Annotated in this window: 13 protein-coding genes and 5 pseudogenes; 15 read left to right on the top strand and 3 right to left on the bottom strand. The window is 70.2% G+C overall.

Features of this window, described 5'->3' with window-relative positions; translation table 11 throughout:
* Nucleotides 1-291 precede the first annotated feature (291 nt).
* A complete protein-coding gene (locus ACZ51S_RS29940; RefSeq protein ID WP_468962512.1) occupies nt 292-1,044 on the bottom strand; it encodes an ASCH domain-containing protein in 753 nt (250 codons plus the stop codon).
* 501 nt (nt 1,045-1,545) lie between these two features.
* On the opposite strand from ACZ51S_RS29940, the pseudogene ACZ51S_RS29935 reads away from it, so the two are divergent.
* The 8 genes and pseudogenes from ACZ51S_RS29935 to ACZ51S_RS29900 form a co-directional block, all read left to right on the top strand.
* Nucleotides 1,546-1,752 (top strand): annotated as a pseudogene (locus tag ACZ51S_RS29935) (alpha/beta fold hydrolase); the annotation flags it as partial.
* A 250-nt stretch (nt 1,753-2,002) separates the two neighbouring features.
* A pseudogene (locus tag ACZ51S_RS29930) lies at nt 2,003-2,774 on the top strand (ROK family protein); the annotation flags it as partial.
* A 311-nt stretch (nt 2,775-3,085) separates the two neighbouring features.
* Nucleotides 3,086-3,289, top strand: a complete 204-nt coding sequence (locus ACZ51S_RS29925; RefSeq protein WP_360636467.1) for an EF-hand domain-containing protein — start codon at nt 3,086-3,088, stop codon at nt 3,287-3,289.
* A gap of 301 nt (nt 3,290-3,590) precedes the next feature.
* On the top strand, nt 3,591-3,818 hold the full coding sequence (locus ACZ51S_RS29920; protein ID WP_468475989.1) for a hypothetical protein: 228 nt from the start codon (nt 3,591-3,593) through the stop codon (nt 3,816-3,818).
* A 754-nt stretch (nt 3,819-4,572) separates the two neighbouring features.
* Nucleotides 4,573-5,451 (top strand): helix-turn-helix domain-containing protein, encoded by an 879-nt coding sequence (locus ACZ51S_RS29915; protein ID WP_468475990.1) that lies wholly within the window; start codon nt 4,573-4,575, stop codon nt 5,449-5,451.
* An 892-nt stretch (nt 5,452-6,343) separates the two neighbouring features.
* The gene (locus ACZ51S_RS29910; RefSeq protein ID WP_468802291.1) at nt 6,344-6,682 is read left to right on the top strand and encodes a MerR family transcriptional regulator; all 339 of its coding nucleotides are present in this window, start codon (nt 6,344-6,346) and stop codon (nt 6,680-6,682) included.
* 240 nt (nt 6,683-6,922) lie between these two features.
* Nucleotides 6,923-7,126 (top strand): cold-shock protein, encoded by a 204-nt coding sequence (locus ACZ51S_RS29905; protein ID WP_008735947.1) that lies wholly within the window; start codon nt 6,923-6,925, stop codon nt 7,124-7,126.
* Between the two features lie 28 nt (nt 7,127-7,154).
* A pseudogene (locus ACZ51S_RS29900) lies at nt 7,155-7,394 on the top strand (hypothetical protein); the annotation flags it as partial.
* Between the two features lie 291 nt (nt 7,395-7,685).
* Here ACZ51S_RS29900 and ACZ51S_RS29895 read toward each other — a convergent pair.
* Together ACZ51S_RS29895 and ACZ51S_RS29890 are read right to left on the bottom strand one after the other, a co-directional pair.
* The gene (locus ACZ51S_RS29895) at nt 7,686-8,192 is read right to left on the bottom strand and encodes a hypothetical protein (protein WP_468475992.1); all 507 of its coding nucleotides are present in this window, start codon (nt 8,190-8,192) and stop codon (nt 7,686-7,688) included.
* Nucleotides 8,193-8,700: 508 nt separating this feature from the next.
* Nucleotides 8,701-8,860: pseudogene (locus tag ACZ51S_RS29890) on the bottom strand (IS110 family transposase); the annotation flags it as partial.
* Between the two features lie 627 nt (nt 8,861-9,487).
* Between ACZ51S_RS29890 and ACZ51S_RS29885 the strand changes: the two are divergent.
* The 7 genes and pseudogenes from ACZ51S_RS29885 to ACZ51S_RS29855 all read left to right on the top strand — a co-directional run bounded on the left by ACZ51S_RS29885 (nt 9,488) and on the right by ACZ51S_RS29855 (nt 13,298).
* Entirely contained in the window at nt 9,488-9,748 is a 261-nt protein-coding gene (locus tag ACZ51S_RS29885; protein WP_468962510.1) for a hypothetical protein, read from the top strand.
* Between the two features lie 107 nt (nt 9,749-9,855).
* Nucleotides 9,856-10,093: pseudogene (locus ACZ51S_RS29880) on the top strand (GNAT family N-acetyltransferase); the annotation flags it as partial.
* Nucleotides 10,094-10,929: 836 nt separating this feature from the next.
* Complete coding sequence (locus ACZ51S_RS29875; protein WP_468962509.1) at nt 10,930-11,271, top strand: hypothetical protein; 342 nt, start codon at nt 10,930-10,932, stop codon at nt 11,269-11,271.
* 241 nt (nt 11,272-11,512) lie between these two features.
* Complete coding sequence (locus ACZ51S_RS29870) at nt 11,513-11,788, top strand: hypothetical protein (RefSeq protein WP_468962507.1); 276 nt, start codon at nt 11,513-11,515, stop codon at nt 11,786-11,788.
* 83 nt (nt 11,789-11,871) lie between these two features.
* The gene (locus ACZ51S_RS29865; RefSeq protein WP_468802296.1) at nt 11,872-12,105 is read left to right on the top strand and encodes a hypothetical protein; all 234 of its coding nucleotides are present in this window, start codon (nt 11,872-11,874) and stop codon (nt 12,103-12,105) included.
* A 106-nt stretch (nt 12,106-12,211) separates the two neighbouring features.
* Entirely contained in the window at nt 12,212-13,060 is an 849-nt protein-coding gene (locus ACZ51S_RS29860; RefSeq protein WP_468475997.1) for an arylamine N-acetyltransferase family protein, read from the top strand.
* A gap of 28 nt (nt 13,061-13,088) precedes the next feature.
* Entirely contained in the window at nt 13,089-13,298 is a 210-nt protein-coding gene (locus tag ACZ51S_RS29855; RefSeq protein ID WP_468962505.1) for a hypothetical protein, read from the top strand.
* Nucleotides 13,299-13,600 lie beyond the last annotated feature (302 nt).

The raw sequence follows: 13,600 nt of genomic DNA, 5'->3' as shown, positions 1-13,600 counted from the left end.
ACCGACCTGTGCTTCCGCTTGGCGACACCTGCACGACGATCCTCGGCACCGCTGGCTCGCCGTTGTCAACCGTCTGGTGCGCGTCTGCACAGAACGCGGGCGGGCTGATGCCGGCCGGGCGCACGGCCGCCGCAGGGGCCGAGCGGGCCCGGGGCGATGGGCGGGCCGCGGCCGAGGCGCCCCCAGCCACGGCGAGTTGTTGACGTGGCGGCCCACAAGGCGGTGTCCGGCCGATTTCTTCGCCTTCTTCGCTGCTGCGGCCGTCCCAGTCGTCGCTGGTTCCTCCGCGGTTTAGGCGGAGCCCGTCTTGTCGTCGATCTTGAAGGCGATGACGTCGACTTCGTCGGTTCCCGCCAGATCTGGGTAGTGGCCCTTGAGGGCTTCCCGGAGTTCTGTTGCGGTCGTCAGCCCCTCGGCTCGGGCGTCCTGGTTGGTGAGGTCGCTGACCAGGCAGTGCCTGATGCCGGTCACCTCTGCAGGCAGGACGACTTCGGGGTCGCTTTCAAACACCAGCCGTGCCGGCCCGAGCTGGGCCGGGTCCCGGAAGCGGGTGGTCCTGGTCTTGGCGCCCGAGCGGACGTCATCAAGGTAGCGGGGGTTGAACCGGATGATCGGGGGACCGGCCGTCTCGGGGTCTTGGTAGAGCGACGGGTCGAGACCGTTCATGCCTTCCGGGGTCCATCGCTGAGTCAGCGGCACCAGGTCGGCGGCGAGAACGGACCTGGGCCCCGCGGGCGTGGGCACGATGACGCGCATGGTGGGGTAGTAGTCCACGAAGACCTGCCGATCACGCCCGCACGGCCCGATGACCCCCCGCCCGTGGTTTCCCACGGCAACGATGCAGCGCATCTGGCGGGCACCCTGGGCTCGTGCGGCTCCCAGAGCCACGAGTTCGGCGCAGGGCCCGCCGGTGAAGTGGTAGAGGTTCACGCCTGCGAACATCCGGTAGTCGGCGGCCATGACCGCGGCCCCCATCGTGTGGATCCCGTCTTCGTCGGGCCCGGCGTCCGTATGCGCGTCTATGGTGCGGCGTGCCAGCTCCACGAGCTCACGCTCGTCATCATCGAGAGCTCGTGCAGATGGCGGTACGTACACGTCTTCAGCCTTCCCTCTTGTCGGCAGTTGCCAAGATCATTCCACGCCATGCAGGTGGGCTCCACGGGATTTCGGCTTGCCTTGACTGGGCCCCTCTGGTGGTCCCGTGGGCGGGGACGGAGTGCCCTGGCTGAGGCTGGTCGTGGTCACGGACGACGATCGCGGGCCGCGGCTCTGCCGTGACTGCGGTGGCCCATGGGCGGCCTCGACCACCGGGTCGTCGAACTCCCCGGCCCGGACGACGCGCCCGCCCTGGCCGTCGTCCCGACAACCGAGCGAACCGAGCCCAGCAGGTGGCACGGCAGGGCATGCTGGAAGTCGCAACACCCCAACGGATCCCCGCACGATGACACCGTCATGACGGCATGCAGGTCCTGACGAAGCGCCACGCATGGGCTGGACACGCCGCGGACGCGCCGCCACCGGTTCGCGACGGCCAAGCGGTGACGCCGGCTCCATCCTCCCGAGGCGGTGGAGGCGACCATCGACTCTAGCTGCGCCTTCCACACCCTGCCGGCCGCCCGGGCTGAGGTGCTGGGCCGCTCTGACGCCTGTGCGATGCGTCATGTGACGGCTCCCGTGCTCATCTTGAACGGCGAGAAGGACACCGTCTTCCGGACCGGAGAGACGGACCTCGCCCGCGCGCATCCGCACGCCTGGCTGGCGGACAGGGCATCGGCGTGAAAGCGGGTCGCCCGGACCGTCGACTGCGGGCAGCTCGCCGCGAACGGCCGCCCTGCGGAGGCCGGGTGCCGGCCGGTATGGCTTGGGATGCCGGGAGACTGGGCCGAGCAGGGGGTGATTCGGTGCTGCCGTCCCAGCGGCGAGGCTGGATCGGGCCCTGGCTTTCTGCCTTCAGAGCGTGGACGCATGCCACTGTCCACGCTTTACGAAAGGCTTCCTCACCATGGTGTACGAAGCACTCGACACCGGGGGTACGAAGATCGCCGGCGCCCTGGTCGACACCGACGGCCGACCGGTGGCCCGGGCTCAGCGCGCCACCCCGCCCAGGGCTGGCGCGGTGGAGCTCATGGCAGCGGTGTGGGCGGTCCTGGACGAACTGTCCGCCCACCCCGAATGGGCCGCCCTCTCCTGCCTGGGCATCGGCAGCGCGGGGCCCGTCGACACCGCGGCCGGCACGGTCAGCCCGGTCAACATCCCCGCCTGGCGTTCCTTCCCGCTCGTGGACCGGGTCCGGGAGCACCCGCGGCTGCCCACCGGGATCCGGCCGGTCCTCGCGGGCGACGCCGTGGCGATGGCCGCCGCCGAGCACTGGACGGGAGCGGCCAGAGGCGTGGACAACGCGCTGTGCATGGTCGTCTCCACCGGAGTCGGCGGCGGTCTGATCCTCAACGGCGCCCTGCACCCAGGCGGCTCGGGCAACGCGAGCCACATCGGCCACATCACCGTGGACCAGGACGGTCCCCTCTGCCCCTTTCGACCGCGCGGGCCGGTCCCTGGCCGCCGCCATCGCGGCCACGACGGCCCTGCTCGAACTCGACCTCGTGGCGCAGACCGGCGAAACCCTCTTCGGGCCGTTCCGCCGCCACCTCGCCGACTACGCGGTCAGGGACTTCACGCGTGACGTCCCGGTGGTGCCGGCGGGCCTCGCGCTCGACGCCGGGCTGATCGGGGCGGCCGCGACCGGCGCCGCGTCGGCAGGCCTTACCCGTGCGGGCACCGGTGCCATGGGTGATCCCGCGCCGCCGTGGGTGACCCGGCGAGACACCCGCCAGGAGGAGTCCGGCCGCCGCTGTTGGGCGCCGCGCCGGTACGTCACCTACCACCGGGGGATCACCGCGCGCTACACGGCCAGGCGGTGTCCGTCGTCGTCACACCCTGCAGCAGCGAGTAGGCGCTGACGGCCGCACTCGACAACCCCGACGGCGACGCCCTCTACGGGACCAGGGCGCCTGGTCAGATTTGGTGGTGTGGCAGGGTGTTGAGACATGTGGGCCTTCGGGGCCTGTGAACGCGAGAGGGATATTTGATGAACGAGGCCGAGCTCAGGGCGCTGTTCGACAAGATCGACACGGACGGCGACGGGCGGATAAACGTCGTCGAACTGGCGGAGGGGTTCAAGGCCGAGGGCGCCCAGGGGCACCTCGCTGAAGAGGTCAAAAAGGCCATGACGGCCGACGTGAACCACGACGGGGTCCTCGACTTCGAAGAGTTTCGCACCCTGCTGAAGTAGCGGCAGGCCTGAGCGCCCCAGGCGAGCTTAGGGAGCCTGGGCAAGGTCATACCGCGAGGAGGGCTTGCCCAGGCACTGCGGGCACGGGCCGTCCCGCCCCGGGCGCAGGACGTCGGCGGTTCTCGAAGGCGCCGAGGTTCGACAGTTGCCGTCGGGCGCGGTCGCCGGACGAGGTGCCGCGCTGACCGACCTCCGCCTCACGTAGGGCGGCTTCAAGGGCGACGGGAAGGCGTGGGGGCTCGCGATGGAGCCCATCGGAAGCCCCAAGGCTGTCAAGCCCGCCGGTTTTGACGGTGCGCTGATGAAGTGCCAGGACGTGAAGGTCACCCGCGACAGGGATGCCGGTGTACCCAAGGACGGTGCTGCGGAGTTCCAGTTCCCGGTCTGCGCCTGGTCCGACTACTCCACTCTCGCAGGCGCCAGCGTCTTCGAGTTGACGCAGGCGATGACCGGCGGCACGGGCGCCTCCCAGGAGGAGGTCGCCGCACTGACCGCCGAGCTCTACCGGACGGCTCGCAAGAAGGCCTGACACACAGGGCAAGCGTGGCGCATGAGCCGTCCATAACCAGGCCGTGGGCTGCGGTGTACGAGGATCGTCCATTCCTCGTCGTGCCGCCCGGCACGAGGCGTCCGTCGGTCGTCCACCGGCGGGCGAGCTCGGTGAAGAGCGGCTCCAGGTCAGGGTGCGGAGCCGCTTCGCTGAACGCCGGTGGCCGGACCGAACCGCTTCGTCAGCGTGGTCATGACGGTTCAACGCCGCTGGGCTCGTCCCGGTTACCGCGTCGGAGCCGGCACTCCCACGGGGCAGCTCTGGCGATGCGCGCGGCGGACACCCCCGCGGCCGTCGGTGCCAGCATGCGCCCTGTCGGCGGCGCGGAGGCCCGGGGGCATGCGGCAGGCGGCCTGCCCCCCCGTGCAGACCTGACGCTCCCGGTACCGTCGGCGAGCCCGGACTTGATCTCATCCAGGGCCGCGCCGGCGGCGAACCTCGCCTAAGCACGCTGAAGCGAGCGACCAGCTTCCGAGTCGGGCACCCATGCGGGTGCCGCGAGCAGCCGTTCATGTCCCACGCGGAAGTGAACGGGTATGCGAACTCTTCCAGCGGAGAGGTGAAAGGTCGTGGCATCCGGGTGAATCCTGTTCGGGCTGTGCACGCGCCTGCGTTCACCTGACGCGACACTCACCGGCGGGGGCCGTTGATCATCACCGCGCGGTGAGTCTGCCCGGCCCCGGCCCTCAACTCCCGTGGCTGGTAGACAGTCCCGAGCCGGAGGTAGACCGCTGTGGCGGGGAATGGAAATCCGACCGTCAGAAGACGTCGGCTGGGCGCGGAGCTGCGCCGGCTCCGGCAGGCCAGTGGCCTGACCAGCATGGAGGTGGCCGGGCGTCTACTGATCTCCCAGCCCAAGATCAGCCACTTGGAGAACGGCCGTCGAGCCATCAAGGCTCGTGATGTGCGGGACCTGTGCGGCCTCTACGGAGTTACAGACCCGCAGGTCGTCGACTCGTTGATGCGGATGGCCACGGAATCGGACCGGCAGGGGTGGTGGGTGGCCTGCGGCGAAGTTCCCTACGCCGTCTACATCGGCCTGGAGACGGCAGCCTCCTCGATCCACTCCTACGAGCCCCTGGTGATCCCCGGGCTGCTGCAAACACCCGCCTACGCCCGGGCCGTCATCGAGGAAACGATCCCTCTGGCCACCGCGCAACAGATCGCCGTGCGCCATGAGGTCCGGCTGCGCCGCCAGGCCCGGGCCCACCACCCGGCCCGGCCGTTCCGCTTATGGGCCGTGCTGGACGAGTCCGCGCTGCGCCGTATGGTCGGCGGCCCCGCGGTCATGCGCGAACAGCTGGAGTACCTCAACCACCTCGGCATGCAGCCGCACATCACCGTGCAGGTCCTCCCGCACGAGGCGGGGGCCCACCCGGGCGTCTCGGGACAGTTCTCCATCCTCCGCTTCCCGGACAGCGAGGCGGGGACGGTCTATCTGGAGCGGTTCACCAGCGACCTCTATCTGGAGAAACGATCCGACGTACAGCACTACAGCGTCATGTACGACCACCTCCAGGCCAAGGCGCTGAACCCGGAGGACACCCGCCGCTTCATCGCCCACGCCGCCCAGGAGCTGCTGACTGCGACATCGCTGCCGTGCCGGAGGTGATCGTCGTACCGGCCGGCCTGGACGTCGGCGGTAAGCGCTAGAGGCGGTTGTCGAGGTGGTGTTCCTCCTTGCCCGCCAGGATGACGAGCCCTGTCCGTGTCGTTGTTCGAGGCAGATAACCTGGTTGGCGAACACGCAGAAATCTATGTCGGCCGGAGTAGACATTAGGCGTCGGCGTGGTTATGGTTTCTCACGTAACCAAGAAAAACCGCAGGGCCCGGCAGAGACGAACTGCCGGGCCGCAGTACCCGCAGTTGCAGTGCGCAGGACGGTGCGGTGACGGAGTTTCGAAGCCAGGGTTGTTGCAGGACGGCGACGGGACTGGTGACCGGACCGGGCGGCCCGCAGTGATCAGGGGCCGCCGTCAGCAGTACCGCGGGAAACGACGCGGTGGCAGTACCCGTAGTAGGTGCAGTTGGCAGTGCCCAGCAGTGAAGTGAGTGGAACCTCGGTGAAGGCGTCGGCTGCGGACGCGCGCACCGGGAGGTTCGGCAGTGGGGTTCTAAGCCAGAGCGGACGCAGGATGGGCGACGGGGCTGGCTGCCGAAGTGGCGCTGTGAGAGGCCACCAGCAGTACGAGCATCACCAGTAGTACAAGCAGTTCGCAGTTCCCGTTTGATGAGTGATTGATCCAGAGGGAAGGACGGAGGAACCAGGCGCCATCAGGATCGCCCGGACGCCACGCGAGTCCGGGTACCGCAGGACATCGATAGTGAGGTGGTCTCCGGTCACGCATCCGCGATCCCCGCACCCCCGGCAGCGTTCAGGTCGGCCGTGCGGAAACAGTAGGCCGGCGCAGCATCAGGGCCGGCAGATGGTGTGAGTAGTTCCTTCGGGGCCCGGGTGCCAGTACGGCACCCGGGCCCCTCCACGCGTTCCACAGCGAGGTGCAATGACAGCAGACGACACGTACGGCCGTCTCGATGACGACGACTACCCCGCCTACACGATGGGCCGGGCCGCCGAGATGCTCAGCACCACCCAGGGCTTCCTGCGCGCCCTCGGCGAACACCGCCTCATCACCCCGCTCCGCTCCGCCGGCGGACACCGCCGCTACTCGCGCTACCAGCTGCGCATCGCCGCCCGCGCCCGCGAACTCGTCGATCAGGGCACTCCCATCGAGGCCGCCTGCCGCATCGTCATCCTCGAAGACCAGCTCGAAGAAGCCCAGCGCCTCAACGCCGAGTACCGCCGCGCCGCCGACACAGCGAACCGGGCGGCTGCGGCTTGAGCGCCTGCCGGCCTACGGAAGATGTGCGCGCACCTGGTCCAAGGCGCGACGTGTACAGAATTGTTGTGGTGACAGCAGGTGCGGACGTGTAGCGTCTGCGTCAGCTGTCGTGGTTCGGAAGTTCCCCTTTGCCCACGCCTCGGCGTGGGCGTTTTGCTGTGCTGTGCCGCAGGAACCAGGGCGATCACCTCCGCCTTCCGCACCTCGCGGGAGGCGTTCATCGACTGGAAGGCATGAGACATGGCTACGGGAACTGTGAAGTGGTTCAACGCGGAGAAGGGCTTCGGTTTCATCGCCCAGGACGGCGGTGGCCCGGACGTCTTCGCCCACTACTCGGCGATCAACTCCTCGGGCTTCCGCGAGCTGCAGGAGGGCCAGGTCGTGACGTTCGACGTCACCCAGGGCCAGAAGGGCCCCCAGGCGGAGAACATCAACCCGGCCTAACCCCGTCCCCGCACGTTGTTGCGGCCCGGTCCAGGGCACGGACCACGACGACCCGAATCCGGGCCCGCGGGCCGGCCGCATCCACACCGAGCTGATCGGCGGTCCGTTGGACGGGCTGCCGCTCGACATCACCGGTTGGACGGCGGACGAGATCCGGACCGGCGTCGCGCTGATGCCCGAGCTCGGGCAGCTCGGCGCCGACGGCCGTGCCCTGTACGACCCGCGCCCCGGCGAGCGGAGCCGCTGTGACCGGTTCGGCGACACGCCCCGACTGCGGCGCAGACGGCGGGGACGCCGGACTTCGGCTGACACGCCACGTGGAGCCGGACGGGCATGCCCGTCCGGCTCCACCTGTCCGGGGCTGCCCGCTGCGCTGCTTCTGAGAGCTGGCGAACGCCCGCGTGGATGGTCAGTACCTCCTGCTGCGTTTCTCTAACCGGCCGGCCGGGCGGGCGCCCGGCCACTTGCGCCCACCTCATCCCGACCTTGAACAGCCCCGGAAACGGGTGAGGCCCCCGCGCTCGTCGAGCGCGGGAGCCTCACTGTTCCTCGGTGCCGGTCACCTCAGGTCGTACGGCAGCCTGTCGCGGTAGACGCCGTGGTAGGCCGCGAGTCGTTCGGCCTGCTCGTCCATGAGGGACAGCAGCTCGTACGCCTCCGCCGAGGCGCCCACCATCTCGAACGCCGCCAGCTCCTCGTAGTAGAGCCAGACCCCCTGCCGGGCCACGTCCAGGCAGGCCTCGGCTACGTCGTCCTGCTCACCGGCCGACAGGACGCCCAGGATGTACAGGAGGTCCTTGCGGACTCCGACGGGCGGGCGCCCCGCGAGAGCCGCCAGGGCCAGGGAGGCGGTGGCGACGGCCGGATCCATCAGGTTCGACTGGATGCGGGCGTGGTTCTCCACCCAATGGGTGCCCAGATCCTTCGGGTTGTCTTCCAGTAGCCTGATGAGCTCCTGGGGAATGTGCTCCGCCGAATTCCGGTTCGGCCCCCATGAGCAGCCGCAGGTCATCGCGGCCCAGTCGTGCAGTCCGGCTTCGATGCGGACCAGTTCCAGTGATGTCATTTTTCCGCCACTCGGGTTGCGCGATTTCCCACGGTACCCGGGTCCGGCCCAGCAGCGGTGTCTTGGAGTGCTCTGGTGGTCGGCCCGACTGAGGCGCGGCGGCCGCCGCAGGGCGTGGCGGCGGTCGGTGCTGTGCGCGGCGGGCCTGCGTAAGAGCTTCTCGGGCCGGCGTGTGCTGGACGGTGTCGACGTACGGCGGCCGCGAGGCCGCATCGCCGGTATCACGGGTGAGAAAGGTAGCGGGACGACCACGGTGCTGCGCGTTCAGCTGGGTGACCTGAAGCCCGACGCGAGCCGGGTGGTCTTCAGGCCCGCACGGCCGCTGTCCGCAGGTTCCGGTCCTCAACCCGTCACTCAGGGTTCGATCACGCGACGTATGAGGTGTTCTGGGGAGCCGGCCGTGGAGCTGCGGGAGCGTGGTTGCAATGCGGGTGGGCCTCCGGCAGGGCGTTGAGCTGGGCTTCCAGTGCCCAGCGCTGTTCGTGGACGGCCGCGAGGGAGGGGGCCTCGGCGCGCTTGTCGAGGACGGCCCGCGGCTTCGGCTCGTTGTTGGGCAGCTGCTTGTCGAAGACCTTCTTGCCGGCCGTAGTCAGTCCGTGCCCGTGATGGGCACTCTTGCCGACGTCCAGGCCGAGGAACACGCCCACGTCTTCGGTGTCGAACGTCACGCCTCTCCCAGGGAGTTGAACGTGCCGGCCTTGGCGGTGGTGTCGTGCTCGCGCATCCACGCCATGCGGGCCTGTCGTCCGCGAGCTGTCCGGCATTGCGCCGGACCGGACGGTTGCCGGACCTCTCATCAGCGTCTCCGACGGCACCTTCCGGGCCCGGTGACACCACCTCTCAGGTCATCCGTTCGGCAAGGGGAGACGGTCATGCCGGGCCCGGAGGCCAGCGGCGCTCTTGCAGGGCCGCGGAAAGCATGACGGGGGAAGCGCGGTCGTCGCGGTGGCGATCGCCATCGTCCACGTCCATAGATCCCCGGCCTGCTTCCTCGGCGCAGCCGCTACCGCGCTCACGACAACCCTGCACTGGGGGAGCGCCGCGCGCGGCAGTCCTGAGAGGGTGGCTGATGCTGTGAAATCAACGCACGTATGGGCCCGCATGCGGCCGTGTACGCTGAGCTCTATTTCATGTGAGGTGGATCCACGGTGAGTGAGAAGGCGACGTATTATCTGTTCGCCGGACCGGCTCGCGCCGGAGACCCGGTTGCGGAATCCCCCCGCGAAAACGATGTCGAAGGCTTGTGGCGCCGCCTCACGGCCGACCTGACAGCGCTCTACGGAGAGCCTCATGAAGTGACCCAGAGTTCTTTCCAGCTCTTCAGCCACTTCAGGTCGGACGAGTTCTTCGCCCAGCTCATCGTGGACTGGTCGACGGCGGACTGGCCGCGCAGCATGGTTCCGGCGTCCATCCGGCTCGCCCACACGGAAGACGCGGAGGCGTTCGCGCACTCCCTGTACGAGTACCTCGACCGGCTGGGTGGCTACTGCCTGGCGCTCGAAGAGGACGACGCGGAGTACATCCGATGCAACTTCACCAGCGCCTCCGCGTTCTAGTGCTCTGACCGGGAAGGTCCACCGAGGTCAGTACGCTGCCCCGGGGTGCGGTGGGCGATCGGCCGTGCGGGAGTTCAATTGCACCGCAAACGGGTTCTCCTCGCTCCGTCATTGGCTTCGTCAACGTTGCCTGGGACGGCGGCGTTCATGCCTTCATCCTGGCATGGTGGTCGCCCAGCGCTTCCGGTCGACAGGAGTCGGAGCCGCGCTCGTCGCCACCGCGCTGAACAGGCCCGCGCCGCGAAGTGCGAGTGGCTTCACGTCGACTTCGAAGAGCACCTGCTCTCGTTCCATTTCGACGCATGCGGCTCCGAGGAGACGACAGCCGGCCCGATCGCCCTGTAGTGCCTTGGGCCAAGCCGTTGTCCGGCTCCATGGAACTCAGTCGTCGGCGGGATTCCCACGGCCGCGCACGGCCGGGGCATCGGCGTCGACCGGGTCGTCGCTGCCCTCCAGTCCCAGCAGGGCGCCGCCGCACCGGCCGGGGTTCCCAACGCCCGGCCCGTCCCCGCCCCGAACCCGTACACGGCGCCCGCCCCGCCGCGGCGGCGGCGAGGAGCGACATCGTGCGGCGCAGCCGGCCGGGGGACCGCATCGTGCCCGCGAGCCGGTCGATCACCTCCCAGCCCGGGCAGGCCGCCGCGGTGTGGATGTGCACGGTCGTCGCGACGTCCGTGGCGTAGGGACGAAGGAGCGGGCGCGCGACCGCCTCCGCCCTGCGATGCGCTCCCGCTTCGACGAGCGCCTCGGCCGGCCGCAGCAGTGCCTCGTCCCGGGCGTTGGAGGGGCGCATGCCGGCGACCGCCGCTTCCGCCCGGTCCGCGAGCCGTGCCAGCCGCACGGGGTCGTCGCGCGAAGCCGTTCGGACGGCGCGTGCCTCCTTCCCGGCGTGGCCCGCCCGCTCCACGAGATCGGTCAGCAGCTCCTCCGGCTTGGCGGCGTCCGGGGCCGCACCGGCCAGTGCCTCGGCGCGGCCGAAGTCGCCCAGCACCACCCACACGGCCGGCAACGCCGCGGGCAGGGCGGCGTTGCGTACGCGGAGCAGACCGTGATGGACGGCCAGGACATCCAGACCGCGCAGGTCGGGGGCTCATGCCTTCCCCCGACGAGACCGTCGCGCCGCAGCACGCCCCGGCGCACGCCTGACCCGGCAGGGGCGTGCTGCGGAAAATATCCGGCCCGTGTCGGTGGCGGGTGCGAGGATCGGCGCGGTGCCGGGGCATCCGGCCGCACTGGAGGGGGACAGGATGGGCAGCGAGAACACCTACGCGTGGCCGCGCGAGGCGACCGGGACGGACGTCGACGCGCTGGAGCAGTGGCTGGCCGGGCACGGCTGGGAGATCGACCCGACCGTGTTCATGGCCGGGTCGCGTGGCCCGGCCGTGCAGATCCGGCGGATCGGCACGGCCTGGCAGGACCGGGACCCCGGACTGCTGGTCCTGCCCGGTGAGTCGGTGGAGTTCGACGGGACGCGGATGCGCACCGCGGACCACCCCGCGCCCGCGGCGGCCGCCGCCCCGTAGCCCCTTGGCCCGCGACAGGTGTGGCACACGACCGGCTCCCCCGGCCTGACGGCCGAGGCGGCCGGTCCGTTCCGTTTCCGGGCGGAATTCACGGGGTTCGCGCCGGACTTGGCCGCCTCAAAGCCTTCCGTAGCTCGGATTCACCGCCGTCCGACGCGACTTACTCGAGTCATGCATCGTTCACGGGACGCTCCTTTTCCAGACGTTCGGTCGCGCTGCTCCTCGAATCCTGGGCTGCGAAGTGGCGCGCTGCAGCGGGGGTGTCACCCACGATCCCGAGGGCCGCGCGGTCAGCGGCGGGCACCCCACGCTGACGGTCCGGGTGCACGGGACGGCGTACTGGGTGGACGCCGGAGTCGGCGACGGCCCGTGCGAGCCGCTGCCGCTGCGGGAGGGCGCGTACGAGCAGGGCGGCTTCCGGTACGCGCTGGAGCGGCTGGAGCCCCTTGAGGGCGGAGGCACCCGGCTGGACGCTGCGCAATTTCGCCGGACCCATGCCCCGGGTCAGCTTTCGTGACTCCCCGGCTGCGATGGCCGACCTCGAGCCCAGGCACGCCTGGCTCTCGACCGCCGAGGACTCGCCGTTCGTACGGTCCTGTGGTGCTGCGGCACGACACGGAGGGCGCGGACGCACTGCGCGGCCGGATCCTGACCCGGATCGACGGCGCGAAGGGCACCAGCGAGCGCGAACTCACCGACGCGGACAAATGCTTCGAGGTCATCGTGAGCGCCTTCGGGCGGAACCTCGACGACCTGACCCCGGTGGACCGCGTCGCGCTCTGGGCCCGCGTGACCCGGGCGCACGAGGCGTGGCCGGCGGGTCGGCCGGGCTGAGGGAGTGGCGGCGCGAGTCCCCTCGTGAGCGGGCGACCTTGGCGAATCGGCTGAAACGGTGCCGGGTTGAAGGAGAGGACAGACATGTGACGCCTAGGGTGATCGCATGACTTCTGGCATATTCGACGCCTATCTGCGACGGCTGGGTGTCCCCGGCCCGGCCGCCGCCCCCTCCGCCGCAGGGCTGTTCGCGCTCCAGCGCGCCCACCTGGAGCGCGTCCCCTACGAGAACATCGACATCCAGCTCGGCCGGCCGCCCGGCATCGGCCCCGAGCTGTCGGCGCGCCGCTTCGCCGCGGGGCACGGCGGCTACTGCTTCCACCTCAACGGAGCCTTCGCCGCCCTCCTCCGTCACCTCGGCTACGACGTCACCCTCCACGTGGGCGCGGTCTACGAGGAGGCCGGGACGCAGGAGGTCAACGGCAACCACCTCGCGCTGACCGTCCGCGTCGACGGCGGGGAGTACCTCGTCGACGTCGGTCTGGGCGACGGCCCGCACGAACCACTGCCGCTGCGCGAAGGCGCGTACGAGCAGGGAGGCTTCTCCTACGCGCTCGAACGGCTGGCGGCCGGGCCGCTGGAGGGCTGGACCTACCGCAATCCGTTCGGCCCGTTCCCCGTGATGAACTTCCTCTCCGCACCGGCCGCCATGGAGGACTTCGACGCGGAGCACCTGCGGCTGTCCACCGCCGAGGACTCGCCCTTCGTGCGCACGCTGGCCCTGCTGCGCCGGGACGCCGAGTCCATCGACCTGCTGCGCGGGCGGATCCTGACACGCATCGACCCGGCCAAGGGGCCGAGCGAGCGGGAGCTGAGCACCCCGGAGGAGTTCTACGAGACCATCGCCACCGTATTCGGGCGCGAACTCGGCGACCTGACCCCGGCGGACCGGGCCACGCTGTGGACGCAGGTGAACCGGGCCCACGAGGAGTGGCTGGCCTCGCGGGAAGCCTGATGCCGGTACGGCAGGGCAGACTCTGGACATGTCCCCCCGTCGGGCCCGTCCCGCATGCGGGCGCGACTGCGCCATGACCGTTGGCCGGATCGCCCGTCACGACCCGCCCGCCGGGCGGGTCCGCGGCGACCTGGTGTCCTGCCCCGGCTCCCGGACGCGGGTGGCCCTCGGCACTTCCGCGCCGACCCTGGACGAGTTCGCCCTGGGCCCCCATCGGGGCCAGCTGCCGCTGTTCTGAGCCGGAGGCCACATCCGCCCCGGCGGGGCGGCAGCGGCCGATGCGGCCGAGGATCCGGTCGGCGATGACGGTGGTCGTCAGGGTCCCGACCTGCGAGCGCCGGCGCTTGCCGGTGCCGCGGCGCCGAGTACCGCGCTGCTGATCACCGGACCGTTCACCAGCGCTTCGACGTCCGGTCCGCCGCCGCGGGCAGGCCGGCCGTGCCCCTAAGGCCTGTCTGATAATTGATCTTGTGGCAGGTCGAGGTGAGTTGACGGATGCGGCGTGGGAGCGGATAGAGCCCTTGTTGCCGCAGGTGGACG

The organism is Streptomyces sp. NPDC034043 (genome assembly GCF_055575675.1).
The sequence above is the reverse complement of the archived record's forward strand: the minus strand, read 5'-3'. Positions and strand labels throughout refer to the sequence as shown.